Genomic DNA, 23,392 nt, shown 5'->3' on the forward strand with positions numbered 1-23,392 from the left:
TCTCGCATGTCGCATCAGCTTCTCCTAGCACACGCGGCGATGTCAAGCAATCACCTGATGGTTGACACCCTGGACGGACGCCGTCATCATGCATTCCACGTTCCGCATTAGAAGACGCCATCTCGCATACTGTGCGACCGTGTGAAGGGCAAGAAGCCCGTGCCGTACGTCATCACTCAGGCATGTCTCGACATCATGGACAAGTCATGCATGGAGGAGTGCCCGGCCGACTGCATCTACGAGGGCGACCGGATGCTCTACATCCAGCCCGACGAATGCGTCGAGTGCGGGCGGTGCGAACCCGTCTGCCCGCAGATCTCGATCTTCCACCACGAGGACCTGCCGGCCGAGGCCCAGCAGGCTGAGCGCATCAACGCCGAGTTCTTCACGCTCCCCATCGTCGAAGCGGAACCGCTCGGGTCGCCCGGCGGCGCACGCAAGGTCGGCCGGGTCGGCCACGACCACCCCGAGGCGGGAGCGTGAGCGGCTTCCCGACCGCCACGGGCACCGGCCCCGAGGTCTCCGTCGACCTGCTCGTCATCGGCGCCGGCCCGACCGGGCTGTACGGCGCGTACTACGCCGGCTTCCGCGGCCTGAGCGTCGCGGTCGCCGACGCGCTGCCCGAGGTGGGCGGCCAGATCGCCGCGCTGTACCCCGAGAAGCTCGTCTACGACGTGGCCGGCTTCCCCGCCGTCCGCGGCCAGGACCTGGTGGACCGGCTGGCCGAGCAGGCCGGGCAGTGGAACCCGACCTACCTGCTCGGACACGGAGTCACCCGCCTCGACGACGCGGACGAGGGCATCGTCGCCACCACCGACGCCGGCGCGCGGATCACCGCGGGGGCGGTGCTGGTCTGCGGCGGGATCGGCAACTTCGTCCCCCGCGAGCTACCGGTGGGCTCCGACTACCTGGGCCGGGGGCTGCGGTACTTCGTGCCCCGGCTGGACGAACTCGCCGGACAGGACGTCGTGGTGGTCGGCGGCGGGGACTCCGCGCTGGACTGGGCGCTGTCGCTGGAGCCGATCGCCTCGTCGGTGACGCTCGTGCACCGGCGTACGCGGTTCCGGGCCCACGAACGCACCGTCGAACAGGTGCACGCATCGTCCGTGCGGGTCCTGACGCCCTACGAGGTCGAGAAGATCTCCGGCGACGGGGCGGTCGACGCGTCGGTGTCGGAGGTCGTGGTCACGGGCCCGGACGGCGACCGGATCAGCCTGCCCGCCCAGTCGGTCGTCGCCGCACTCGGCTTCATCGCCGATCTCGGCCCGATCGAGCAGTGGGGACTGGAGCTGCGCCGTCGGCGCATCCTCGTCGACCGCACCATGCGTACGAACCGGCAGCGCGTCTTCGCGGCCGGCGACATCTCCGACCACGACGGCAAGGTCAGCCTCATCTCGATCGGCTTCGGCGAGGCGGCCCTCGCCGTCAACCACATCGCCGCCCTGCTCGACCCGGCACGCTCGCTCACGCCGGGGCACTCCTCCGATGCGTGAGGGCGTCGCACCGAGTTGGCGATCTGGCGCACATTTACCCAGCCCTCGCCGTTACGCTATTCAATACGACGTTCCATTCAACGTCTTACCACCTTACTAAGTACGGGACAGGAGCAAGAATCCATGGCCACCAAGGCCCAGCCCGGCACCGGCGAGCAAGGCGGTCCCGACACCACCGCGCCGACCATCCAGACGGTGCAGCGTGCGGCGCTGATCCTCGGCTCGTTCACGGTCGGCAAGCCGCACATGAGTCTCAACGAGATCACCGCGCGTCTGGGGGCGAGCAAGGCGACCGCGCACCGCTACACGAAGGCGCTGCGGGCGGCGAACCTGCTGCGCTACGACGAGCGCACCTCGCTCTACTCCCTCGGCCCCCAGGTGCTCACGCTCGCTGCCGCCGCGCGGGCCGGCCTGCCGATCGTCGCCGCCGCCGAGCCGTACATGGAGGAACTGGTCCGGCGCATCGACGAGACGATCGTGCTGTCGGTCTGGGACGGCGAGTCGCCGACCGTGGTGCGCTCGGTGGACAACACCGCCCACATGGTGCGCATCAGCGTCCGGGTCGGCTCGCGCCTCGACCTGACGTCCTCGGCGCAGGGACGGATCTTCCTCACGTTCCTGCCCCCGGACCAGGTGCCGACGCTGCCGCGTTCGGTCCGCAAGTCGGCCGAACTCACCGAGGAGCTCGCCGCCATCCGTCAGCACGGGTTGTCGGTCAACTCCCCCGCCGTCAACGGGGTCCGCACCATCGCGGCGCCGATCTTCGAGGGCGACACGATCAGCGGGACGCTCGCGGTCGTCGGCACGACCGCGACCGTCCCCGACGACGTCAAGTCGCCGATGGCCCAGGCGCTGCTGGAGACCACCCGCGCTCTGTCGCAGCGGCTGGGCACCTCGGACGGCACACCCACCGGGGGCTGACGCGCTCATTGGATCGACAGCCGGCCCGCCGCGGAGAGCGGCGGGCCGGCTGTCGTGATCTGACGGTTCTGACGGTTCTGATGGTTCTGACGGTGTGACAGATTGCGGGAGGCTTCGTTCAGGGAAGCAGGTCGGCCCGCGGAGGGACGAAGAAGTCGATGTTCACGCAGGGTGCCTCGGTCGGCTCCACGTAGTGCTCGCTGCCGCGGGGAACCAGCAGGAACGACCCCGCACGCATGTCGTGCGCGACACCGTCCACGTAGTAGTTCGCACGCCCCTCGGCGATATGGACCAGCTGGTCGAAGTCCTCGTGCCGGTGCGGGTTGAGGGTCATGCCGACGTCGAGTTCGTGGTGGCAGATCATCATCTCGTCCGTCGCGTAGACGCGACGGCGGACGCCCGGCCGCACCTGGGTCACCGGCAGCTCGTCCCAGTTGAGGACGGTGCTGAACAGGGCCGCGTTGCGTGTGGTCACTGGTTTTCCTCTCCGGCGGCCGTCCGCAGGGCGGTCGCCAACATCTGCAGGTCCGAGCCGACGACCAGGTAGTCGGCGTCACTCAGGCCCAGGTCCGGCGCGGCGCCCCGAGCCGGCGCCCAGCCGCCGAACGCCACCGCCGCCGAGCGGGCGGCCTCGCGCACCCGGTCCACCGCGGCGCGCAGCACCGCGGGGTCGGTCGGCAGGCCGAGGTCGACCGCGAGGTCGGTGCTGCCGACGAAGCACACGTCGAGAGGGGCGAGCAGATCCGGCAGAGGATCGGTGCGCGCGGTCTCGATCTGGCCCACCAGCACCGGCGGATCGTCCTGCTCGGCGCCCAGGAAGGCGGCCAGCGGGAGCGCACCGAACCGGGCGGCCCGGTTGGCCAGGCTGACCGAGCGGCGGCCGGCGCGTGCGAAACGGGTCGCCGCCACGAGTGCCTCGGCCTGCGCGACGCGGGTGAGCATGGACAGCTGGATCCCCGCCGCCCCGGCCTCCAGGAGCCGGTTGACGGCGGCGGCGTCCACCTCGGGTACACGAACCAGAGCCGGCAGGCCGCACGCGTGCGCGTGGCGCACCAGGTCGACGGCGTTCTGCTCGGTGAGGGTGGAGTGTTCGAGGTCGACGACCACGAACGCGAACCCGGCCGCCTCGGCCAGTTCCACCACGTCGGGCGACGCCAGCTTGACGAACGTGCCGACGGCGGGTTCCACCGTGGTCAGGGCCGCGCGCAGCCGGCGCCGCAGCAGGTGGACGTCAGCGACGCTCATCGCGTCCTCCCCGGGACGGGCGGGCGTCTCACGCCGCCGGCAGGCCGCGCCACGGCACGATGTCGACCTCGGCGCCCTTGTGCAGCACGACGCTCGGCTCCAGGCGCGGCGCGAGGATGGTGTTGCCCGCGGCGTCGGGCAGGGTGACCTCGTCGGTCCAGTCGACGACCGTGACGTCGGCCCGCCCGCCGACCACCAGGCGCCCGTAGCCCTCGGTGTCGAGCCCGAGCAGCTGTGCCGGGGCGACGGTGGCCCGCCGGATGCACTCCTCCAGCGGCGCGCCGAGCGCGACCAGCTTGGAGATGCTGGTGAGCAGGTCGAACACCGGGCCGCGCCAGTTGCGGGCGCTGGTGTCGGAGCTGAGGATGTCGGGCAGGAATCCGTCGGCTATCGCCCGGCGCGCCACCTCGAAGCTGAGGTTGCTCTTGCCGTGCGCGGAGTCGAACAGCACGCCGCGCTCCCGGGCCGCCATGACGGCGGGGTGGACCTGGTCGCCGTCGAGGATGCCGTTCGGCTTGCCGGTGTAGCAGTGCGCCACGATGTCGCCGGGGCGCAGGAAGTCCAGGACTACGGGCACCGGCTCCTCGGTCTCGCCGATGTGCACCATCAGCGGGAGGCGGGCCTGTTCGGCCAGCGCCACGGACTTCTTCAGCAGTGACTCCCAGTTCTCACCGACGACGTCCTCCGACAGCCGGATCTTGAAGCCGCGCACGATGTCCGGGTGGGCCTCGGCGGTCGCGAGCGCGTCCTCGGGGACCAGGGTGTCGGGGTTGAGCAGCTCGCCGAACCTGAAGTCGATCAGGCCGAGCACCGAGACGTTGAGGAAGTTGACGATGCGCAGCGGGTTCGCCTCGACCACCAGCTTGCGGAAGGCCGCGAACGTCGAGGCGCCGGCCGTGCCGGCGTCCGCCGCGGCGACGACGCCACGGCGCAGGTGCGCCTCCTCGGCGGGGGCGCCCACGGCGGAGACGTACTGGAAGATGTGGGTGTGGCCCTCGACGAGGCCCGGCAGCACGGTGGAGCCGGTGACGTCGATCGTGCGCGCCGCGCCCGCCGCCAGCCCTTCCCCGATCGCGGCGATACGGTCACCGGTGACCGCCACGTCGAGCCGGGCGTTGGTGCCCGACGCCGGATCGATGACGGTGCCGCCGGCCAGAACGAGGTCGTAGGACGACGGGGAGGAGATGGGCATCGGTTGTGCTCCAGTGTGAGGGGCGGTCAGCTGACGGGTTCGGTCAGCCGGTGGTCGTGCGGTGTGGCGTCCGCGGGACGCACGATGGGGGTGACAAGGGGCAGTACGCCGTCCACCTCGACCCGTACCTCGTCGCCGTCGACCAGGAAGCATCCGCGGTCCTGGCCGGTGCCGGCCGGGGTTCCGGTGAGGACGACGTCGCCGGGTTCGAGGGCGGCGAACCATGACAGCCGGCTGAGCAGGTCGGTGACCGGGAAGATCATCCCGGCGCTCGTGTCGTCCTGCATGAGTTCGCCGTTGACCCAGCTCCGTACGCGGATCGCGTCGCGGTCGGCGAGGTCGTCGGGAGTGCGGAGCGACGGACCGAGCGGCGTGAATCCCGGGTAGCTCTTGGCGAGGGCGGGCGTGGCGGTGGCGCGCATGACATCACGCGCCGTCATGTCGTTGGCCGCGGTGATGCCGGCGATCGCGGGCCAGACCTCCGACTCGGACGCCTGGTACAGCCGGCGTCCGACGACGACCGCGATCTCCCCCTCGTAGTCGGGTTCGGTCGCGGCCCGCGGGATCACCACCTGGGCGCCGGGTGCCAGGACGGCGGACGACGCGGCCAGGTACAGGATCGGCTGCTCGGGCAGGCCCCGGCCGGCCCGGGCAGCCTTCGAGACGTAGTTGAGCCCGACGCCCCACACCGCGCGGGGGCGGCCCAGCGGCGCCATGAGCGTGGCCTGGTCGAGCGGGATCCGCCGACGCACCGCACAGGACGCCAGACCCTGCAGCGAGCCGTCCTGTTCGAGGACCGCGCCGACGTGCGGAAAAGCCGTGTCCAAAAGGGCGATGGCCCCGTCCTCGATCCGGCCCAGGCCGGACTGTGTCGTCACCACTTGCATGACGGCATCTTTCAATGCGAGACGGCATCCTGTCAAGCAATGCGAGACGGCGTCATGCAGAGCGATACGCAGGTCAGGCGGCGGGAACACCGGCACCCCGTCCGCACGAGAGGCGGACGGGGTGTCAGGAAGCTGGTTCCGGGCTGCGGCCGGGGCGTCAGGCGAGCTGCCGCTGCACCTCGCCGCTGTCCCAGTAGTCCGTGCGGCGCGTGATGAGGCCGCCGACGACGGTGAACACGAAGACTCCGCGCACGCGTACGGGGCGGTCGCCCGGCGAGCGCATCCGGAACGTCATGACGTACGGCACCGCGGCCGACTCGCCGTCGACGAGGAAGGTCTCGGGCGCGTAGTGCAGGTCGCCGAAGTTCTCGAGGAACCCGGTCAGCGCGGCGCGGTACTCGGCGCGGCCCTTGCGGCTCTGTCCCGTCGACGACGTGTGCTCGTTGACGAAGTCCTCGGCCACGCAGGCGGCCACGGCGTCGGCGTCGTGCGCGTTCAGTGCCGCGAGGTACGCCTCGACGGCGGCGCGGGTGTCCTTCAGGACGAACCCCACTTCTTGCGGACCGAGTCGAAGACCCGCTGGTCGTGGGAGATCTCGACGACGTTGCCGTCGGGGTCCTTCAGGGCGCAGATGTAGCCGACGGGCTCGGGCATCTGCCTCGGCTCCCAGTGCAGGCAGCCGAGCTCGCGGGCCCGGTCCGCGAGCGCGTCGACGTCCTCCCGCGTCGGCACCTCGATGCCGAGGTGCGCGAACGGGTGCAGCAGGCCCAGCTGGCCGCCCTTGTCCTTGTTGAACGACACCAGGACGAGCACGAACGGTGTCTCGGCCTGCTGGTCGTTGGAGAGCCAGACGCTCTCGCCGTCGGCGTCCTTGAACCGCTCGACCACGACCAGCGGAGTCAGTGCGGTGTAGAACGCGATCGCCTTGTCGAGATCGCCGGTCGGCAGCGCGACGTGAGTCCAGCGTGCCGAGGTGAGGCCGGTGGCCACGGTACCTCCATGGTGAGTGGTTCGGATTTCTTTGAGCCTAGGTGCGCACGCACCCGTGGGTCGATGTGCTGCGGACACAACACGCAGGCCAGGGATGCTGGCCCCGCGCGACATCGGTTTGCGGCCTGCCGCTGTGCGAGCCTGCGAGAGGACAGCGACAGGGCGTCGGCTGGGAAGACGAGGGCAGGCATGCACTACCGGATTCTGGGTGGGACAGGCATAGAGGTGAGTCAGCTCTGTCTGGGGTCGATGATGTTCGGCGCCTGGGGCAACACCGACGAGGCGGAGTGCCACCGCATGGTGGCGACGGCGCTGGACGCCGGGGTCAACGTCGTCGACACCGCCGACGTGTACGCCTTCGGCGAGTCGGAGGAGATCATCGGCCGGGCGCTGAAGGGACGGCGCGACGACGTCGTCCTGGTGTCGAAGGTCGCGAGCCGGATGCCCTCCGGCCCGCTCGACCGCAACCGGGGCGGCACCTCCCGGCTGTGGATCAGGCGTGCCGTGGAGGACAGCCTGCGCCGGCTGGGGACGGACCACCTGGACGTGTATCTCGTCCACCGTCCCGATCCCCACACCGACGTCGAGGAGACCCTCGGCGCGCTCAGCGACCTGGTGCGGGCGGGCAAGGTGCGGGCGATCGGCTCGTCGAGCTTCCCGGCCGAGGAGATCGTGGAGGCCCAGTGGGCGGCACGGCGCGGTGGCCGCGAGCGGTACACCGTGGAGCAGTTGTCGTACTCGATCCTGGCCCGGCACGCGGAGGCCGCGGCCCTGCCCACCGCTGAGCGGCACCGTATGGGCGTCATGGTCTGGAGCCCGCTCAACGGCGGCTGGCTGACGGGCAAGTACCGGGCCGGGGACGAACCGGCGGCGGACTCGCGCGCGCTGAGAAACAGCGACCACTTCGACTTCGCCGACGAGCAGATGCGCACGCGCAAGCTCGCCGTCGTCGAGGAACTCGTGCACCTGGCCGCCGAGGAGGGCTGCACGCTGGTCGAGCTGGCGCTGCGGTTCGTGCTCGCCCATCCCGGCGTCAGCACGGCCGTGATGGGCGCGCGCACCCACGACCAGCTCCTGTCGCAACTCACCGCGGTGGACCGGCCGCTGTCGACCGAGGCCCTGGACCGGATCGACGCACTCGTCGCGCCGGGCAGCGTCCTCAACCCGGCCGACGTCGGTTACACCCCGCCGGCACTGGAGACCGCAGCACTGCGCCGCCGCTGACGGCGATGCCGCACACCCAGGGCGGATGCCGGCCCCACGCGTTCGCGCAGCCGACATCCGTCCTCGCCGCATCCCGGCCATCGAATGCACCCACCGCCGGACAGCACGCTCAACCCGCTCGACGTCAGCCACCAGCCACGGCTGCTGGAGACCTCGGCACTGCACCGCCCCTGACGGCGATGCTCCACACCCACGGCGGATGCCGGCCCCGTGCCTTCGCGGGGTCGGCATCCGCCGTCGCCTGGTTCCGGCCGTCACGTCGACCCGCGCTCGAAAGGCCGTCCGAGCGCGCCGGGTTCCCGGTGCTGGGTGGTGAAGAGGAGCATGGCCAGGAGCGCGAGCAGGTACGGGGCCGCTACGAGCAGTTGGGCGTTGAGGGTGACGCCGAGCGCCGGGAGCGCGAGGCGCATCGCGTCGGAGAGGCCGAAGACCAGGCAGCCGAGCATGGTCCGGCCCAGCCGCCACGCTCCGAAGATCACCGCGGCGATGACGATGTATCCGCGTCCGGCGGTCATGTTCTGGTTGAACGATCCGACCTCGCCGACCGCGAGGTACGCGCCGCCGAGTCCGGCCAGTGCGCCGCACCACAGCAGGGCCTGCCGGCGCCGCACGTTCACCTTGATGCCCGTGACGTCGGCGGCCTGGGGGTTCTCCCCCACCGCCCGCAGTTCCAGGCCCCATCGGCTGCGCTCGACCAGCCACCAGGTGAGCGGTATCAGCGCGAGCAGCAGGAAGGCGGGCCAGCGTTCGGAGAACAGTGGCTTGCCGATGAGCGGGATGTCCTGCAGCAGCGGGATCGACAGCATGTGGACCTGGTGCGAGACGAACTCGTTCGTCGTGATCAGGTAGCTCGTCAGCCCGAGCACCAGCGCGTTCAGCACCAGGCCGACGACGAAGGTGTTGATCTGCGCCCGGTGGGAGAAGTTGCCGTGCACGAAGCCGAGGACGAGGCCCGTGACGACGCCGGCGACGAGACCGACGCTGGCGCTGCCGGTCGCGCTCGCGGTGGCGATCGAGGTGAACGCGGCGCCGAGCATCATCGCCTCGACGGAGATGTTCATCGTGCCGGCGCGCTCGGCCACGTACTCACCGCAGGCGGCGAACGCCAGGGGCACGGTCAGCCGGACACCGCTGGCGAGAATGGTGGTGGTGCTGTCCAGAACGCTCACGCGGCTGCCTTCACCTTGGTCGGGACGACGGACAGGTCGGGCGCCGCCTGCGGGGTGGCACCGCGACGCCTCCTGAAGAGATCGATGAGGACGGGCGGCGCGACGAACGCGAGGACCAGCAGCGCCTTGACGACGTCGACGAGGAAGTACGGCACGCCCGTGGCCGAGAGGAAGTCACCGCCCGCACGCAGCACGGCGAACACCAGCGACACCGGGATCGCGACCAGGGGCCGGTTGCGTGCGACGAGCGCGACGAGCAGGCCGTCCCAGCCGAAGTTGTCCGAGAGCCCGGCCTGCAGCCGGTTGGTGCCGACCGGGCTGACCAGCAGCAGCCCGCCCGCCAGCCCTGCGAAGGCGCCGGACAGTGCCAGGGTGAAGCCGCCGAGCGCGGCCACCCGCACCCCGGTGTGCTTGGCCGTCAGCGGATTCAGTCCGAGCATGCGCACCCGGAAGCCCCACCGGCTGCGGGTGAGGACCACAGCGACGCCGACCGCGGCGACGAGGGCTATGAACAGGCCGATGTTCCACTGCACCGACGGGTACTGCCCGAAGCCGCCGAGCCGGGCGCCTGCCGGCAGTTGGTTGGACGCCGCGTCGGCGATGCCCGAGGAGCCCTGCGCGCTCTCCTGCAGGAACCACGGAGTGCTGACCGCGAAGGTGACGAGCTGGATGGCGAGGAACGTCATCAGCAGGGTGCTCACCGGGACGTTGACGCCGCGCAGGCGGAGCATCACCGCGCTGAACGCGGCCCAGACGCCACCGCCGACGGCCGCGGCGATCAGCACCACGACGACCAGCGTCGGGCCGGGCACGGCCAGCCGCAGTCCGACCCAGGCTCCGGCCAGGCCGCCGATGAGGACCTGCCCCTCCTGGCCGATGTTGAACGTGCCGGCCGCCGCGCAGATGCACGCACCGACCGCGACCAGCAGCAACGGCGCCGCGTTCAGCAGCGTCGTCGTCCATCCCGTCGCGTCGGCCAGGCTCCCGGTCCATATCGCGTCCGCCGAAGCACTCGGCGAACCACCGGTCAGCACGAGCAGCAGGGCGGACGCGGCCGCGGCGACGGCGACCAGTACGGCGGTCAGACCCGCCGTCAGCCAGCCACCGCGCCCGGGCCGAAGCCGGGCGAGAAAGCGCCTGGCGAGTTCGTCCCCGTTCGTCAGCGAGGCGGCGCTCATGCGGCCTCACCGCCGACCAGCATGCCCAGTCGCTCGGGGGTCGCCTCCGAGGCGGGGAGTGCTCCGGTGATGCGCCCGGACGAGATCACCGCGATCCAGGTTGCAAGGGCCATGACTTCCTCGAGTTCGGTGGAGATGAGCAGCACTCCGACGCCGTCCGCGGCCGCCTGGCGCAGCCGGGCGTACATGTCCTCGATGGCTCCGACGTCCAGCCCGTGGGTGGGCTGCGCGGCCACCAGCACGCTGGTGCGACCGGACAGTTCCCGGGCGAGCACGACGCGCTGCTGGTTGCCTCCGGACAGGCTGCGCACCGGTGCGTCGAGTGAGGGGGTGACGATGTTGAACTCGTCGGCGAGGCGACGGGCCTCGGCGTGCATCGCGCGCCGGCGCAGCAGGAACCGGCCGCTGAGCCTGTCGAGCGACTTCATCGTCAGGTTTTCGGTGACGCTCATGTCGAGGACGACGCCGCTCTGGTGGCGGTCCTCCGGCACGATGCCGAGGCCTGCCTTCCCGAGCGCGCCGGGCCGGCTCACGTCGACCCGGCGCCCGGCGACCTCGACAGTGCCGGCGGTCGGCGCGAGCAGCCCGGCCAGGACCTCGCCGAGCACCGCCTGGCCGCTGCCCTCGACGCCGTACAGAGCGCAGATCTCGCCCGCGCCCACGGTCAGGTCGAGTCCTTGAAGAACCTTCACGCCGCCTTTTTCGACGGTGATCCCGGCCAGGCTCAGGACGGGCGCGGGCCGGTCGTGTGCCCCGCCCTGGCCCGTGCGGGTCGTGTTGACCGGCAGCAGGCCGAGGGCGGCTCCCTCCTCGTGCAGTGACACGTCCCGGCCCACCATCTGGCGGGCCAGTTCCGGCGCGGTGGTCTCGGCGGTGACCGTCCGGAACGCGACGCGGCCCTTGCGCAGGACCGTCACCCGGTCGGTGGCCTGCACGATCTCGGCGAGCTTGTGGCTGATGAGGATGACCGCGCGCCCCTCCTCCTGCACCACCCGGCCGAGCACGGCGAACAGTTCCTGCGACTCGGCCTGGGTCAGCACCGAGGTGGGTTCGTCCAGGATCAGGATCTGCGGGTTGCGCCGCAGACACTTGACCACTTCGACGCGCTGCCGCTCGCCCGCCGAGAGCGCGTCGACGCGCGCCTCGGGGTCGACCGGCAGCCCGTACCGTGCGGCGACCTCGGCGATGTCGGCGCAGATGGCCTGCTTGTTCACCGCGCCGGTGTCGCCGAGCGCGACGTTCTCCCACACGGTGAGCCCGCTGATGAGGCTGAAGTGCTGGTGCACCATGCCGATGCCCAGCTCGGCCGCTTCCTGCGGGCTGTCCAGCGCGACCTGTTCGCCGCGCACCAGCACGGTGCCGGCGTCGCGCCGGATCAGCCCGAGCAGGACCTTCATGAGACTGGACTTGCCCGCACCGTTCTCGCCCAGGAGACCATGGATCTCGCCGGCGTCGACGGTGAGGTCCACGGCGTCGCAGGCCGTGACGGATCCGTAGGACTTGGTGATGCCACGCAGCTCGAGGATCCGGGCCGCTGAGGTCGTCGGTGTCATCGCGTGTGAATCTCCTGGGTCGGTGTCGGCACGGTCAGCCGAGGCGCTTGACCTCGGCCGCCGGGTCGATCTCCTTGCTGCCGATCTTCTTCATGAAGTCCGCCAGCTGCTGGTCCTCGTCGCCCTGGCCCTTGCAGATCTTCACGGTCGGGAAGGGGTCGACGCCCAGCTGCCACACGCGCGGCGTGCCCATCTTCAGCTCGTCCTTGGCGAAGTCCTCCAGGGCGGCGCGGAAGTAGTCACCCGGGCTGAAGATCACCGAGATGTCGAACTTCGGGCTGGTCGAGTCGCACCGGTCGGTGCCCGGGGTGAGGGTCAGCACGCCGTTGGCGTTCGCCACCTGCGCCGCGGCGTCGGTCGCGCCGCCGAGGTAGGGGTAGATGACCTTGGCGCCCTGGCTGATCTGGGCCTGGATGGCCTCCTTGGCCTTCGCCGAGTCGTTGAAGTCACCGGTGTAGGTGCTCACCAGGGTGGCCTTGGGGACGACCTCCCGGATGCCGGCCAGGAAGGCCTTGGCTCCCAGGACGCTGAAGTCGGCCTTGATGCCGGTGACGAACCCGGCCTTGGTGTAGCCGGCCGCCTTCATCTTCAGGCCCGCGGCGTAGCCGGCGGCGAGCATCGACTGGTTGGGGTTGTCGGAGGACAGCATGATCCGCGGGGTCTGGTCGATGTTCGCCGACGACGGCACGTACCAGGCGGTCTTGGCGCAGACCGGCTCTTCGGAGGCCGGGATGGCGGCCTTGAGCTCGCTGGCGGCGAGGGCGACCATGTCGACGTGCTGCTGGCACAGCGCGCGTGCGGCGCTGAGCGCGTCGCTCGCGGGCACGCTGCCGCGCTTGATGACCGTCCAGCTCTTTTCCTTGGCGAAGGCGTCCGCCGAGTCGACGAAGCTCTCGTAGTAGCCGTGGTCATTGATGTCGCCGGGGCTGAGGACGCCGATGACGACCTTGCCGTCACCGTTGACGTCGGGCTCGTTGAGGCCCGAGCCGCCGGTGCCGCTCGCCGCGGGTGTCGTCTTGGCTGCCGTCGCCTCGTTGCTGGCGCAGCCGGAGAGCGCGAGGGCTCCGGTGAGGGCGAGGGCGAGGCCGAGCGGGGCCCGACTATGACGAAGCGAGCTTCTTGCGGTCATGTGCGTTCCATTCGCTGGGTGGCACCGCCATGTAGAGGCGGTGGCGAAAACAGAGGGGGGTGGGGTCAGTTGGCGGACGGGGCGGCCCGGTCGAGGTCCGCGTAGGCGATCCGCTCCTGGTGGAAGATGGACTCCTCACCGGCGGTGACGAACCACGGGAAACCCATTCGCCCGACCGCTCGGACCTGGGTGGGGTCGATGCGGTCCGGGGCGCACATGATCGAGTCGTCGGTGGTGATGCAGACGACCTCGGCGAGCAGGATGTGCACGCCCGAGAAGCAGGACGTGTGGTCGCCGCGGTCGATGACCTCGTGCACGCGGCACTCCAGGTGCGCGGGGCTGTCGGCCAGCGACGGCGTGTCGAGGACCTGTGAGGGCACGGACCGCCACTCGGCGACGTCCATCTCGCTGACGCCGCGGGGGTATTCGCGGGCGACCGCCTCGATGTGCTCGGCGATCTCGGCGGTGGTGACGTTGACGACGAACTCACCCGTGCGCTCGATGTTGAGCCAGGTGTCCTTCGGCTCCGAAGTCGCCTCCCGCTGGGCGCCGATGGTGACCGCGATCAGCGGAGGTTCGCCGCTGACCGGCATGTAGTAGCTGTACGGCGCGACGTTGACCCCTCCGTCCGGGTCGAGCGTGGTGATCATCGCGATCGGGCGCGGTACCACCAGTTGCGAGAGCAGGCCCTGTTTGTGGGCCGGAGAGCGTCCGGACATGTGGATGACGTTCAACGGATGGTCTCCTTTACGGGGTGCCCGCCGGCCGTGTCGGCCAGGTCGGGCGGGGCGTGAGGCCGGCGCGCCGCAGCAGTGCGGCGGACCGCTCGGCGGCGGCCTCGGCGACGGCGGCGAGGTCGATGCCGGTCGGCTGCCGGTCGCGGACGACCACACGGCCGTCGACCAGCACGTCACGGACGGTGCGCGACACGTGGCCCCACACGAGCTGGCGTGCCAGGTCGCCGCGGGGCATCCAGGCGGGGTCGCGGGTGTCGAGTACGACGATGTCGGCGGCCTTGCCGACCTCGAGGGAGCCGGTCCGCCCGCCGAGACCGACCGCCTCGGCGCCGTCGACCGTCGCGAGGGCGAACGCCTGCTCGGCGCGGATCGGGTCGGGCAGGTCACGGTCGCGTTCGAGGCCGGCGAACAGGTAGGCGGCCAGCAGGACGTCCGGGGCGTCGCCGGCGTTGTGGGCGTCGCAGCCGAGGGCCACCCGGCCGCCCCGGCGCACCAGTTCGGCGTGGCGCGAGGCGCGGGTGTAGCCCTGGGCGAGACGCAGGTAGGCCCCCGGGCAGGCGGCGACCGCGGTACGGGTCTCGAGGATCGCGTCGACCTCGGTGTCGTCGAGCCAGACGGCGTGCCCAAGGAGCAGGCGCGGGCCGAGTACGCCCAGTTCGCCGAAGTGGACCACCGGCCGGCGCCCGCTGCGCTTGGCGTACGCCTCGGCGTCGGCGGGTCCCGGCGAGACGTGCCAGGTCAGTCCGACATCGAGGCGCTCGGCCAGGCTCGCCGCTCCGGCGAAGAGCTCGTCGCTCGCGAGGTCGTGACCGACGAGGGTCACCCATCCGGTGACCGGGCCGGTGGCCGGCAGGGACCGGACGATGTCCTCCTGCCTGGAGAGCACCTCGTCGGCGGGGGCGCCGAACGGCACGCCCTCGGCGTCCCAGCCCCAGCCGCCGACCCGCGCGCGGATACCCGCGGCGCCCAGCCCCGCGGCGACCCGTTCCGGGTAGGCCACCGTGCCCGGCTCCAGCACGGTGGTGATGCCCCGGGACAGGCATTCGACGGCGGTGATGGTCGCGGCCAGTTCGTCGTCGTCACCGTCGGCGTGGGCGTGCAGCGGGACGATCCAGTCGAAGATCGACTCCTGCGAGCTGATGTGATCCGGGATCGTGCTGCGCACAAGGGGGTCGACGGTCGTGTGCTGGTGAGCATCGACGAGACCCGGGATGACGACACAGCCCGACGCGTCGATCTCCCGTGCGCCCGGGAAGCGGGCGCGCAGGTCCTCGGTCGTGCCGAGCGCGGCGATACTGTCCCCGGACACGGCGAGCGTCGCGCCGGTGAGGACCCGCCGCGCGGAGTCCATGGTGACGATGTCGCCGCCCACGATCAGCAGATCGTTCATGGCGTGATCACGACCTTTCCAATGGTGTCGCGGGCGCCGAGTACGTCCCAGGCGTCGGCGAGATCCCCGAGCGGGAACCGGGCGGCCGTAGCCAGGTGCAGGCGGTCGGCGAAGCAGGCTGACGTGGCGGCGACGAAGTCGGCCGAGGTGTAGCCGCCGGCGCCCAGCAGTTTCAGGCCGCGATGGAATACCTCTTGGAGCGAGAACGACACCTGGTCGCCGCTCGTGTTGCCCAGCATCACCAGACGCCCGCGGATGCCGAGGCAGTCCAGTGAGGTGCGCCAGGTGTCGGTGCCGACGTGGTCCAGGACCAGGGCCGCGCCGGCGCCGTCGGTGAAGGCCGTCACCGCTTTCGCCGGGTCCGGTTCGTCGTTGCGCAGGGCCAGGTCCGCGCCGGCCGCGCGGGCGGCGGCCAGCTTCGCGTCGCTGCCCGCGAAGGCGACGACCGAGGCACCGGCCTGCTTGGCCAGCGCGATGGCCGCCAGGCTGACGGGACTCGCGGCCGCGTGCACCACGAAGGTCTCACCGGCGTCCAGTGCTCCGACCGTGTGCACCGCGTGCCAGGCCGTCGCGAAGGCGGTGGGCAGGGTGACGGCCTCGTCCAGCGGCAGGGACGTGGGGACCCGGACGATCGATTCGGCCGACGCCAGGACGTATTCGGCGAGCGCGCCGGGGGCATTGGCGCCGAGGATGCGCGAGTTGGCGCAGTACGCACGATCGCCCACCGAGCAGCGCGGGCAGCTGCCGCAGCCCTGGGTGGGATCGGCGATGACCCGGTCGCCCGGGACGATGGAGCTGACCGAGGATCCGGTCGCCACCACCGTTCCGGCGAAGTCCATGCCCGGCACGTGCGGAAGACGGAAGCCGGGGATCAGACCCGGCCCCTTGCGCTGCAGCAGGTCCAGACGGTTCAGCCCGCAGTACGCGACCTCGACGACGACGTCGCGGGCACCGCACACCGGCTCCGGGACCTCCTGCAGGGACACGACCTCGGTTCCCCCGAAGTCGGTCTGCACCATCGCTCGCACCGCGGCCCTCCTCACCTCAGCCGTCTCGCATTGCGAGGCGGTGGAACGTATTGTGAGGCCACTCTGCCCATGCCGACCAGTGCTGTCAACGCTTGTATGGAAAAACTGGGTTTCGTCGGCGTTGCGCCCGTTCGTAAAGCTCACAGCGCAGGCTGCGGCTCGGAATGAGCGGGTCCTGACACAGGCGCCGCGCCACCCCGGCCGCAGCGGAGGGGCGTTCAGCGACCGGCTGGAACCTGCTCGTCGGCGGCGAGCAGGTCGAGCGCCGCGAGCGCCAGGTGCAACTGCGCCGAGGCGGCCGGAAGGAGGGGGTCCGTGCCGAGGAGGGTCTTGATCTGGCGGACCCGGTAGCCCACCGAGTTGCGGTGGAGATGGAGTTGTTCGGAGACGCTCTGCCGGCTGCCCCGCTCGGCCAGCCAGGCACGCAGCGTCGCCATCAGCTCCGGACGCTCCCGGATCGGCCCGAGGTGCGCCTCGGCGTACGCCTCCAGCTCCGCGCGCGGGAGCGGCAACAGTACCTGGACCACCCCGCAGCCACCGAAGGTGAGCAGCGGGGCGTGCCGGCTCCTGGCCAGCCCGAGCAGCCGTTTGGCCTCGGTGAAGGACCGGGCCAGACCGATCGGTGAGTCGGGGCGGGAGCCGCTCGCCGCGACGACGTGGTCACCGGCGGACTCGTCGCCGGTCATGAGGCGCAGCCGGCTCTGCAGACGGGCGAGTTCCGCCTCGCCCGGCACCACCGTCCACGCCGTGCGCGCCTCCTGCTGCACAGGGTGCTCCAGCCAGGCGAGGGCGGTGGACCAGGCGCGCAGTCGGGAGCCGCTGTAGTGGAGTACGGCACCGGCCGGCGGTCGTTGCAGATCGATCCCCAGTCCCGCGGCCGCCGCCCACACCGAGGGGCTCACCGTCCCGGACCGCAGCGCGGCGACAACGTCGGCCGGTGTGTGCTGTGGCGAGACCTCGGCGGAGCCGTCCCCTCCGCGCAGGGCGTCGATGAGAAGGGGGGTGACGGCGGCAGCGGCCAGCGCCTGCGCCCGTGGGTCACCGGGACCCACGGTCAGCAGCACGCCGCCCACGGTCGCCCCCGCACGCACGGGCAGCGCCGTGGCACGCAGCCCGTCGAGCGTGTCGACCACCGGTCCGGCCACACCGGCGAGCACGCTGTCCGCCACCGTGGCCGACACCCCTGTGCCGCCGTCGGTGCTCGCCAGCGGCGCGCCCTCGGCGGACAGCAGGCGCACCTGTCGGCCGGTCGCCCGCGACAGCGCGCGGAGTACGTCCGAGCGCGCGGCGCCGGCGAGGACGGCCTCGGTCAGTTCCCGCTCCAGCCCGGCAGTTTCGGCGTCCGGCCCCCATCCGTCCCGGGCCGGTCCGGACCGTGCCTCGGCGATGGTTCCCATGGTGTCCCGTCTCAGCGGTCCAGCAGCCGGATGGCCACGCCCTTCTCCTGCGTGTACTCGCGCAGCGCCGCGTACCCGCCGCCCCGGCTGAAGCCGCTGTCCTTCTGCATGTTGAAGGGGAAGCCGATCACTCCGGCGTCGTGGAACTGGTTGACCGCCACCTGCCCGGAGCGGACGTCCTTCGCCAGCCGCAGGGCCCGGGAGACGTCGTTGGTCCAGATGCAGGCCAGCAGGCCGAAGTCCGTCGCGTTCATCAGCTCGGTCGCCTCGGCCGTGTCGCGGAACGACTGCACGGCGAGGACCGGGCCGAAGACCTCCTCGCGGGCGACGCGCATGCCCGCGTCCACCCGGTCGTACACGGTCGGCTGGACGAACCACCCCTCGCCGGTGGGCGCGCCACCGGCGACCAGCCGCGCGCCCTCGCGGGGCGCGTCCTCTAGGAAGCCGCTGACGCGCGCGAACTGCGCGGCGCTGACCAGCGGCCCCATGTCCAGGTCGGCGTCCCAGGGCCCCGTCTTGACCGCGGCCATGGCGGCGGCGACCCGCTCCACGACCTCGTCGTGCACCGAGGCCTCAACGAGCAGCCGGGAACCGGCGTAGCAGTTCTGCCCGGCGTTCTCGGTGATCGAGGCGACGACCGCCTCGATCGCCGTGTCGAGGTCGGCGTCGGCGAACAGCACGTTCGGCGACTTGCCGCCGAGTTCGAGCTTCACCGGGACGAGGTTCTGCGCGGCGGCCGTCATGATCGCCCGCCCGGTGGCGGTGGAGCCGACGAAGCTGATGTGGTCGACGCCCGGGTGCGAGGTCAGCGCGGCGCCCGCCTCGGGGCCGCCCGCGACGACGTTGATCACCCCCGGCGGGAAGCCGGCGCGGCGGGCGAGTTCGACGAGCGCGAACGGGGCCAGCGGCGCGATCTCGGACGGCTTGAGGACGACCGTGTTGCCCGCGGCGAGCGCCGGCGCGACGTTCGCGGCGGTGAGCACGGCCGGCACGTTCCACGGGATGACGACGGCGCAGACGCCGTACGGCTCGGGAACCGTGTAGCCCAGGTAGTCGGGGCTGCGGGTCGGCAGCGTGACGCCGGTGAGCTTGTCGGCCGCGCCCGCGAAGTAGTTGATGATGTCGTGGGCGATGTAGATGTTCGTCCGGCCCCCGGACAGCGGCTTGCCCACGTCCCTCGCCTCGACGGCGGCCAGCGCCTCGACGTCGGCGAGGATCAGGTCGGCCCAGCGCCGGATCAGTGCCCCGCGCTCGGTGGGGTTGGTCGCCGCCCAGCCAGGGGAGGCGCGGCGCGCCGCGGCGACCGCGTCGTCGACATCGGCTCCGCCCGACAGCGCCACCTTGGTGATCACCTGCTGGGTGGCCGGATCGACGATGTCCAGCGTGCCGCCGTCGCGGGCCGCGACCCACTCGCCGTCGATGAATTGCTGGGAGGAAGGGAAGTCAACAGCAGCCATGCGTGAACCTTGACCGACCTTGTCACGCATGTCAATATGCGATCTCGCTATGTGAGTCACTGAGGAGGCCTGGTGCGCGCCACCGCCGCTCTGCTGGAGCAAGCCGGACAGCCGTTCGTCCTGACCGAGGTGGACCTGGAGGAGCCCCGTCCCGACGAGGTACTCGTCCGCGTCGCCGGCGTCGGCATCTGCGGCACCGACCTCGAGTTCGCCACCTTCTTCCCCACCCCGGCGCTGCTCGGGCACGAGGGGTCGGGCGTCGTCGAGAAGGTCGGCGCGCATGTCACCTCCCTGCGCCCGGGCGACAGCGTCACCATGTCCTTCGCGTCGTGCGGCACGTGCGCGCTGTGCCGCACCGGCTCGCCGGCCTACTGCCGCGGCTTCGACGCGGTGAACTTCTCCGGCCGCCGCCCCGACGGCTCCACCGCGGTGACCCATGAGGGCCGCGAGGTCAACGCCCACTTCCTGGGCCAGTCGTCGTTCGCCAGCCACGTCGTCGCACCGGAGCGGGCGGTCGTAAAGATCGACCCGTCGTTGGACCTGCTGCGGGCCGGACCCTTCGGCTGCGGCTTCCAGACCGGCGCCGGCGGCGTGCTCAATGTGCTGCAGCCGCGCCCCGGCTCGTCGATCGCGGTCTTCGGGGCGGGGGCTGTCGGCGTGGCCGCCATCATCGCCGCCTCGCTGAGCGGCTGCGCGGTCGTCGCCGCCGTCGACGTGAACCCGGCCAAGCTGGAGGCGGCCCGCGGCTTCGGCGCCACGCACACCGTCGACTCCGCGGCCGCGCCCGTCGCCGAGCAGTTGGCGGCCCTCGTCCCCGAGGGGTTCGACTTCGTGATCGACACGACCGGGCGCGAGGACGTCCTGCGCGTCGCGGTGGAGGCTCTCGGGCCGCTCGGCCGTGCCGGAGTCATCGGCGTCGGCCCGAGCGAGTCGATGAGCTTCGACTGGCGCAGCATCCTCAACGGGCGCAGCGTCACCGGCATCATCGGCGGGTCCAGCCTGCCGCAGGTGTTCCTGCCCCAGCTGCTGGAGCTCAACGCCAAGGGCCGGTTCCCGGTCGAGAAGATGATCACCTACTTCCCGTTCGAGCAGATCAACGAGGCCGTCGCGGCGGTCCGGTCCGGCTCGGTCGGCAAAGCTGTGCTGACCTTCTGAGACGTCGCCCACCCGGCGTTGTCGCGCACCGCGGCAGCACCTTAGGGTGGCGACGCCGATGAGGCACCAGACATCCGGTGGCGCGGCCGGACAACACCGCGCAGAAGGCCGAGCACGTGGAGCGTGCCCACCATGTCCGCCGACATCGACTTCGACTTCGACTTCGACCACCACTCAGACGAGGCCAACGCCGATCCGGTCGCCTACTACGCGCGCATGCGCGAGAGCTGCCCGGTAGGCCGTTCCACCGCCTACGGCGGCTTCACCTACACGACGCGGTATGCCGATGTGGCCCGCATCGCCCGCGACGACGAGACGTTCTCCTCGGCCCGCAGCGACCACGGCGGCCAGGGCGTCGGCATCGTCATCCCCAAAGGCCCGGGCCTCGACCAGTATCCGATCGAGCTCGACCCGCCGCGGTCGACCGAGTACCGGCACCTGATCAACCCGCTGCTCACCCCGGAGGCGATCGAGCGGCTGGTGCCCATGATCGAGCGCCACGCCGCCCGCATCGTGGACGACTTCGTCGAGCTCGGCTCCTGCGACTTCGTCCGTGACCTCACCAACCCGCTGCCGGCCGCGGTGACCCTCGACTGGCTCGGTTTCCCCGAGGAGGACTGGGCCAAGCTGGCCGGGCCGATCCACGACATCTTCGCCGCGGCAGCCGGCAGCGAGCGCGCCGTGCGCGGGGCCGCCGGGCTGGCCTACATGGATCAGCGCATCCGCGAGCTGATCGCCGAACGCCGCTCCGCGCCGCGGGCCGACGCGGTCAGCGCGCTGGTCGCCGGTCGGCGCGACGACGGCAGCGAGTTCGGCGAGGACGAGCTGGTGTCGGTGATCGGCCTGCTCATCGCCGGCGGCGTCGACACCACCACCTCCCTGACCGGATCGACGCTCGTCCACCTCGCTCGCCACCCCGAGCAGCGCCAGCGGCTCGTCGACTCCCCCGATCTGCTGGACACCGCGACCGAGGAGTTCCTCCGCGCGTTCGCCCCCTCGCAGTCGATGGCGCGCACGGTCACCCAGGACGTCGAGGTCGGCGGCTGCCCGATGCGCGCGGGTGACCGCGTGCTGATCCCGTGGGTCGCCGCGAACCACGACCCGGCGGTGTTCCCCGACCCCGAGCAGGTGCGACTGGACCGCGACGCCAGCCGGCATCTCAGCTTCGGGATCGGCTCGCACCGCTGCGCCGGCGCACACCTCGCCCGAGCCATGTTCCGCGTGATGATGACCCAGGTCCTGACCCGGCTGCCCGACTACCGGGTGATCGAGGACGGGCTCGTCGCCTACCCGACGCGCGGCAACCAGTCCGGCTGGGACGCGGTCCCGGCGCTCTTCACGCCCGGTCCCCGGGCGACGGCAGGGGCAGGCTCGATCCGCGCGCTGACCACGCCCACTCCGCTGCGGGCCACCGCGGTGCACGCCACGGCCGAGGACGTCGTCGCCGTCGACCTCGCCCTGCCGGACGGAGGCGAACTCCCCGCGTGGCGGCCCGGCGCGCACGTCGAGCTGCGGCTGCCCTCGGGCAGGCTGCGTCAGTACTCGCTGTGCGGAGACCCCGCCGACGCCACGGCCTGGCGCATCGGCGTCCTGCGCGAGCCCCGGGGCCGGGGCGGGTCGACCGAACTCCACGAACTGGCCCGCCCGGGAGCCGTGTTCGCGGTACGCGGGCCGCGCAACCACTTCCCGCTCGTACCGGCGGCGTCCTACCTGTTCCTCGCCGGCGGCATCGGTGTCACCCCGATCCTCGCCATGGTCCGCGAGGCCGCCGGACGCGGCACGCCCTTCACCGTCGTGTACGGCGGACGCACCCGCTCCACGATGGCGTTCGCCGACGAACTCGCCGCCGTCGCCGGCGACGCGCTCACCCTGCTCCCCCAGGACGAGGCCGGAATGCCGGACCTTCCCCGGCTGCTGGGCGACCTGGACGCGGACACCGCCGTCTACGCCTGCGGGCCGGGCCCGATGCTGGCGGCCGTCGAGCGCGAGTGCGCCCGCCTGGACCTCACCGACCGGCTGCACCTGGAGCGCTTCACCGCCGGCGACGGCCTTGAGACGGCGTACGACGCCGCCGAGAACCGGGACTTCGAGGTCCAGCTCGCGCGCGCGGGAGTCGCCCTCACCGTGCCGGCCGGCCGCCGCCTCATCGAGGTCCTGCGCGACGCCGTACCCGGCCTGTCCTACGACTGCGAGAAGGGATACTGCGGCGCCTGCGAGACCCGTGTGCTCGCCGGGACACCGGAGCACCGGGACTCCGTACTCACCGACGAGGAACGCCTCGCCGGGCGCACCATGATGGTCTGCGTCGGCCGGTGTCAGGGCGACCGGCTCGTCCTCGACCTCTGAGCCGTGGTCGGCTGGTGGGCGGCGTTCAAGGACCGAGCGCCGCCCACCAGCCGGCTACCGACCCGCGCGGTGGCCGGTCCGGCGCGGCCTGACGATCCCCCTCCAGGAACGGTCAGCCGAAGGCGCGGACACCCAGCCAGACGCCCGCCAGCACGCCGAAGCCGACCACGGCGGCGCGCAGCACCGGCTCGCTCAGCCTCGTCGACAGCCGGCCGCCGAGCACTCCCCCGGCGAGGGACGCCGGCGCGACCACGAGCGCGATCATCCAGTGCACAGGGCCGAACAACGCGAACACGACGAGCGACACGGTGGCCACGACCAGCTGCAACGTCCCCTTGAGGACGCTCACCTCGGCCAGCGGAGCGGACAGTGTGAGGCCGAGCAGGGCCATCAGGATGACTCCCAGCCCGCCTCCGAAGTAACCGCCGTAGACCGCGCCGGCGAACGTCCCGGCGTACAGCTGGACGCGGTGGTCGTCGTCAGAGGCGCCGAGCAGCGCCCGCAACTTGGGCTGGAAGGCGAGGAGGGCACTGGCCCCGAGGACGAGGAACGGCACCGCGACCGAGAAGACCCGTGTCGGAGTGAGCAGCAGCACTGCGCATCCGGCGGCGGCACCCACTGCGGACACGACCGTCAGTGACCTCACGCACGACGGGCGGGCAGACCCCCGCAGTGCCGCCACATTGCCCAGGTAACCGGGCCAGAGCGCCACGGAGTTGGTGACGTTGGCGGCCACCGTACCCAGCCCGCCGGCGACCAGGGCGGGGAAGAGAAGCAGCGACCCACCGCCTGCGATGGAGTTGACGAATCCGCCGACAAGGCCGGCACCGCCGATGAGAACAACGTCGCCGACGTCCATCCGGGTCTCCTCCACTGCAACTTATGCGAGATGCCATGTTGC

Annotated in this window: 22 protein-coding genes; 6 read left to right on the top strand and 16 right to left on the bottom strand. The window is 71.6% G+C overall.

Annotated features, from left to right (window positions below; genetic code table 11):
- Positions 1 to 141: 141 nt before the first annotated feature.
- From fdxA to AC5P09_RS30095, 3 genes are all read left to right on the top strand, one after another.
- Positions 142 to 483 carry a ferredoxin gene (gene fdxA / locus AC5P09_RS30085; protein WP_493876892.1) on the top strand — a complete coding sequence of 114 codons (342 nt, stop codon included), beginning with the start codon at positions 142 to 144 and terminating at the stop codon, positions 481 to 483.
- Positions 480 to 1,493 carry an NAD(P)/FAD-dependent oxidoreductase gene (locus tag AC5P09_RS30090; RefSeq protein ID WP_493876893.1) on the top strand — a complete coding sequence of 338 codons (1,014 nt, stop codon included), beginning with the start codon at positions 480 to 482 and terminating at the stop codon, positions 1,491 to 1,493. Before fdxA ends, AC5P09_RS30090 begins: the two co-directional genes overlap by 4 nt.
- Before the next feature lie 123 nt (positions 1,494 to 1,616).
- Positions 1,617 to 2,414 carry an IclR family transcriptional regulator gene (locus AC5P09_RS30095; RefSeq protein ID WP_493876894.1) on the top strand — a complete coding sequence of 266 codons (798 nt, stop codon included), beginning with the start codon at positions 1,617 to 1,619 and terminating at the stop codon, positions 2,412 to 2,414.
- A gap of 118 nt (positions 2,415 to 2,532) precedes the next feature.
- On the opposite strand, the gene AC5P09_RS30100 is transcribed toward AC5P09_RS30095, so the two are convergent.
- The 6 genes from AC5P09_RS30100 to AC5P09_RS30125 form a co-directional block, all read right to left on the bottom strand.
- Positions 2,533 to 2,889, bottom strand: coding sequence for a cupin domain-containing protein (locus tag AC5P09_RS30100; protein WP_124442829.1), 357 nt, complete (start codon positions 2,887 to 2,889; stop codon positions 2,533 to 2,535).
- Positions 2,886 to 3,659, bottom strand: coding sequence for an HpcH/HpaI aldolase family protein (locus tag AC5P09_RS30105; RefSeq protein ID WP_493876895.1), 774 nt, complete (start codon positions 3,657 to 3,659; stop codon positions 2,886 to 2,888). Before AC5P09_RS30105 ends, AC5P09_RS30100 begins: the two co-directional genes overlap by 4 nt.
- A gap of 28 nt (positions 3,660 to 3,687) precedes the next feature.
- Positions 3,688 to 4,851 carry an amidohydrolase family protein gene (locus AC5P09_RS30110; RefSeq protein ID WP_493876896.1) on the bottom strand — a complete coding sequence of 388 codons (1,164 nt, stop codon included), beginning with the start codon at positions 4,849 to 4,851 and terminating at the stop codon, positions 3,688 to 3,690.
- A 26-nt stretch (positions 4,852 to 4,877) separates the two neighbouring features.
- Positions 4,878 to 5,738, bottom strand: a complete 861-nt coding sequence (locus AC5P09_RS30115) for a fumarylacetoacetate hydrolase family protein (RefSeq protein ID WP_493876897.1) — start codon at positions 5,736 to 5,738, stop codon at positions 4,878 to 4,880.
- Positions 5,739 to 5,895: 157 nt separating this feature from the next.
- Positions 5,896 to 6,291: a nuclear transport factor 2 family protein gene (locus AC5P09_RS30120; RefSeq protein WP_493876898.1), complete on the bottom strand. Its 396-nt coding sequence runs from the start codon at positions 6,289 to 6,291 to the stop codon at positions 5,896 to 5,898.
- Positions 6,276 to 6,728 (bottom strand): VOC family protein, encoded by a 453-nt coding sequence (locus AC5P09_RS30125; protein ID WP_493876899.1) that lies wholly within the window; start codon positions 6,726 to 6,728, stop codon positions 6,276 to 6,278. Before AC5P09_RS30125 ends, AC5P09_RS30120 begins: the two co-directional genes overlap by 16 nt.
- A 189-nt stretch (positions 6,729 to 6,917) precedes the next feature.
- On the opposite strand from AC5P09_RS30125, the gene AC5P09_RS30130 reads away from it, so the two are divergent.
- Positions 6,918 to 7,952, top strand: a complete 1,035-nt coding sequence (locus AC5P09_RS30130) for an aldo/keto reductase (RefSeq protein ID WP_493876900.1) — start codon at positions 6,918 to 6,920, stop codon at positions 7,950 to 7,952.
- Positions 7,953 to 8,206: 254 nt separating this feature from the next.
- Here the strand turns inward: AC5P09_RS30130 and AC5P09_RS30135 are convergent, their stop codons facing one another.
- The 9 genes from AC5P09_RS30135 to AC5P09_RS30175 all read right to left on the bottom strand — a co-directional run bounded on the left by AC5P09_RS30135 (position 8,207) and on the right by AC5P09_RS30175 (position 18,990).
- Positions 8,207 to 9,121: an ABC transporter permease gene (locus tag AC5P09_RS30135; protein WP_493876901.1), complete on the bottom strand. Its 915-nt coding sequence runs from the start codon at positions 9,119 to 9,121 to the stop codon at positions 8,207 to 8,209.
- Positions 9,118 to 10,299, bottom strand: coding sequence for an ABC transporter permease (locus tag AC5P09_RS30140; RefSeq protein ID WP_493876902.1), 1,182 nt, complete (start codon positions 10,297 to 10,299; stop codon positions 9,118 to 9,120). The genes AC5P09_RS30135 and AC5P09_RS30140 overlap by 4 nt, the downstream gene beginning before the upstream one ends.
- Positions 10,296 to 11,852: an ABC transporter ATP-binding protein gene (locus AC5P09_RS30145; protein ID WP_493876903.1), complete on the bottom strand. Its 1,557-nt coding sequence runs from the start codon at positions 11,850 to 11,852 to the stop codon at positions 10,296 to 10,298. The genes AC5P09_RS30140 and AC5P09_RS30145 overlap by 4 nt, the downstream gene beginning before the upstream one ends.
- Positions 11,853 to 11,886: 34 nt before the next feature.
- The gene (locus tag AC5P09_RS30150) at positions 11,887 to 12,981 is read right to left on the bottom strand and encodes a BMP family ABC transporter substrate-binding protein (RefSeq protein ID WP_493876904.1); all 1,095 of its coding nucleotides are present in this window, start codon (positions 12,979 to 12,981) and stop codon (positions 11,887 to 11,889) included.
- 65 nt (positions 12,982 to 13,046) lie between these two features.
- Positions 13,047 to 13,715 (bottom strand): flavin reductase family protein, encoded by a 669-nt coding sequence (locus tag AC5P09_RS30155; RefSeq protein ID WP_493876905.1) that lies wholly within the window; start codon positions 13,713 to 13,715, stop codon positions 13,047 to 13,049.
- A gap of 13 nt (positions 13,716 to 13,728) precedes the next feature.
- Complete coding sequence (locus tag AC5P09_RS30160; RefSeq protein WP_493876906.1) at positions 13,729 to 15,108, bottom strand: amidohydrolase family protein; 1,380 nt, start codon at positions 15,106 to 15,108, stop codon at positions 13,729 to 13,731.
- Complete coding sequence (locus AC5P09_RS30165) at positions 15,105 to 16,127, bottom strand: alcohol dehydrogenase catalytic domain-containing protein (RefSeq protein WP_493876930.1); 1,023 nt, start codon at positions 16,125 to 16,127, stop codon at positions 15,105 to 15,107. The genes AC5P09_RS30160 and AC5P09_RS30165 overlap by 4 nt, the downstream gene beginning before the upstream one ends.
- 227 nt (positions 16,128 to 16,354) lie before the next feature.
- Positions 16,355 to 17,533, bottom strand: a complete 1,179-nt coding sequence (locus AC5P09_RS30170; RefSeq protein ID WP_493876907.1) for a PucR family transcriptional regulator — start codon at positions 17,531 to 17,533, stop codon at positions 16,355 to 16,357.
- An 11-nt stretch (positions 17,534 to 17,544) separates the two neighbouring features.
- Positions 17,545 to 18,990, bottom strand: a complete 1,446-nt coding sequence (locus AC5P09_RS30175; protein ID WP_493876908.1) for an aldehyde dehydrogenase family protein — start codon at positions 18,988 to 18,990, stop codon at positions 17,545 to 17,547.
- A 72-nt stretch (positions 18,991 to 19,062) separates the two neighbouring features.
- Between AC5P09_RS30175 and AC5P09_RS30180 the strand changes: the two genes are divergently transcribed.
- Together AC5P09_RS30180 and AC5P09_RS30185 are read left to right on the top strand one after the other, a co-directional pair.
- On the top strand, positions 19,063 to 20,145 hold the full coding sequence (locus AC5P09_RS30180; RefSeq protein ID WP_493876909.1) for an NAD(P)-dependent alcohol dehydrogenase: 1,083 nt from the start codon (positions 19,063 to 19,065) through the stop codon (positions 20,143 to 20,145).
- Between the two features lie 132 nt (positions 20,146 to 20,277).
- A complete protein-coding gene (locus AC5P09_RS30185; protein WP_493876910.1) occupies positions 20,278 to 22,491 on the top strand; it encodes a cytochrome P450/oxidoreductase in 2,214 nt (737 codons plus the stop codon).
- A gap of 112 nt (positions 22,492 to 22,603) precedes the next feature.
- Here the strand turns inward: AC5P09_RS30185 and AC5P09_RS30190 are convergent, their stop codons facing one another.
- The gene (locus AC5P09_RS30190) at positions 22,604 to 23,350 is read right to left on the bottom strand and encodes a sulfite exporter TauE/SafE family protein (protein WP_493876911.1); all 747 of its coding nucleotides are present in this window, start codon (positions 23,348 to 23,350) and stop codon (positions 22,604 to 22,606) included.
- Between the last annotated feature and the right edge of the window lie 42 nt (positions 23,351 to 23,392).

Source organism: Streptomyces sp. a15, from assembly GCF_059026085.1.

Excerpts from the sequence above, each read along its gene's own strand:
- AC5P09_RS30095 (WP_493876894.1), top strand. The coding sequence starts at position 1,617 with ATGGCCACCAAGGCCCAGCCCGGCACCGGCGAGCAAGGCGGTCCCGAC.
- AC5P09_RS30105 (WP_493876895.1), bottom strand. The coding sequence starts at position 3,659 with ATGAGCGTCGCTGACGTCCACCTGCTGCGGCGCCGGCTGCGCGCGGCC.
- AC5P09_RS30110 (WP_493876896.1), bottom strand. The coding sequence starts at position 4,851 with ATGCCCATCTCCTCCCCGTCGTCCTACGACCTCGTTCTGGCCGGCGGC.
- AC5P09_RS30115 (WP_493876897.1), bottom strand. The coding sequence starts at position 5,738 with ATGCAAGTGGTGACGACACAGTCCGGCCTGGGCCGGATCGAGGACGGG.
- AC5P09_RS30130 (WP_493876900.1), top strand. The coding sequence starts at position 6,918 with ATGCACTACCGGATTCTGGGTGGGACAGGCATAGAGGTGAGTCAGCTC.
- AC5P09_RS30140 (WP_493876902.1), bottom strand. The coding sequence starts at position 10,299 with ATGAGCGCCGCCTCGCTGACGAACGGGGACGAACTCGCCAGGCGCTTT.
- AC5P09_RS30145 (WP_493876903.1), bottom strand. The coding sequence starts at position 11,852 with ATGACACCGACGACCTCAGCGGCCCGGATCCTCGAGCTGCGTGGCATC.
- AC5P09_RS30150 (WP_493876904.1), bottom strand. The coding sequence starts at position 12,981 with ATGACCGCAAGAAGCTCGCTTCGTCATAGTCGGGCCCCGCTCGGCCTC.
- AC5P09_RS30160 (WP_493876906.1), bottom strand. The coding sequence starts at position 15,108 with ATGAACGATCTGCTGATCGTGGGCGGCGACATCGTCACCATGGACTCC.
- AC5P09_RS30165 (WP_493876930.1), bottom strand. The coding sequence starts at position 16,127 with ATGGTGCAGACCGACTTCGGGGGAACCGAGGTCGTGTCCCTGCAGGAG.
- AC5P09_RS30170 (WP_493876907.1), bottom strand. The coding sequence starts at position 17,533 with ATGGGAACCATCGCCGAGGCACGGTCCGGACCGGCCCGGGACGGATGG.
- AC5P09_RS30175 (WP_493876908.1), bottom strand. The coding sequence starts at position 18,990 with ATGGCTGCTGTTGACTTCCCTTCCTCCCAGCAATTCATCGACGGCGAG.
- AC5P09_RS30185 (WP_493876910.1), top strand. The coding sequence starts at position 20,278 with ATGTCCGCCGACATCGACTTCGACTTCGACTTCGACCACCACTCAGAC.
- AC5P09_RS30190 (WP_493876911.1), bottom strand. The coding sequence starts at position 23,350 with ATGGACGTCGGCGACGTTGTTCTCATCGGCGGTGCCGGCCTTGTCGGC.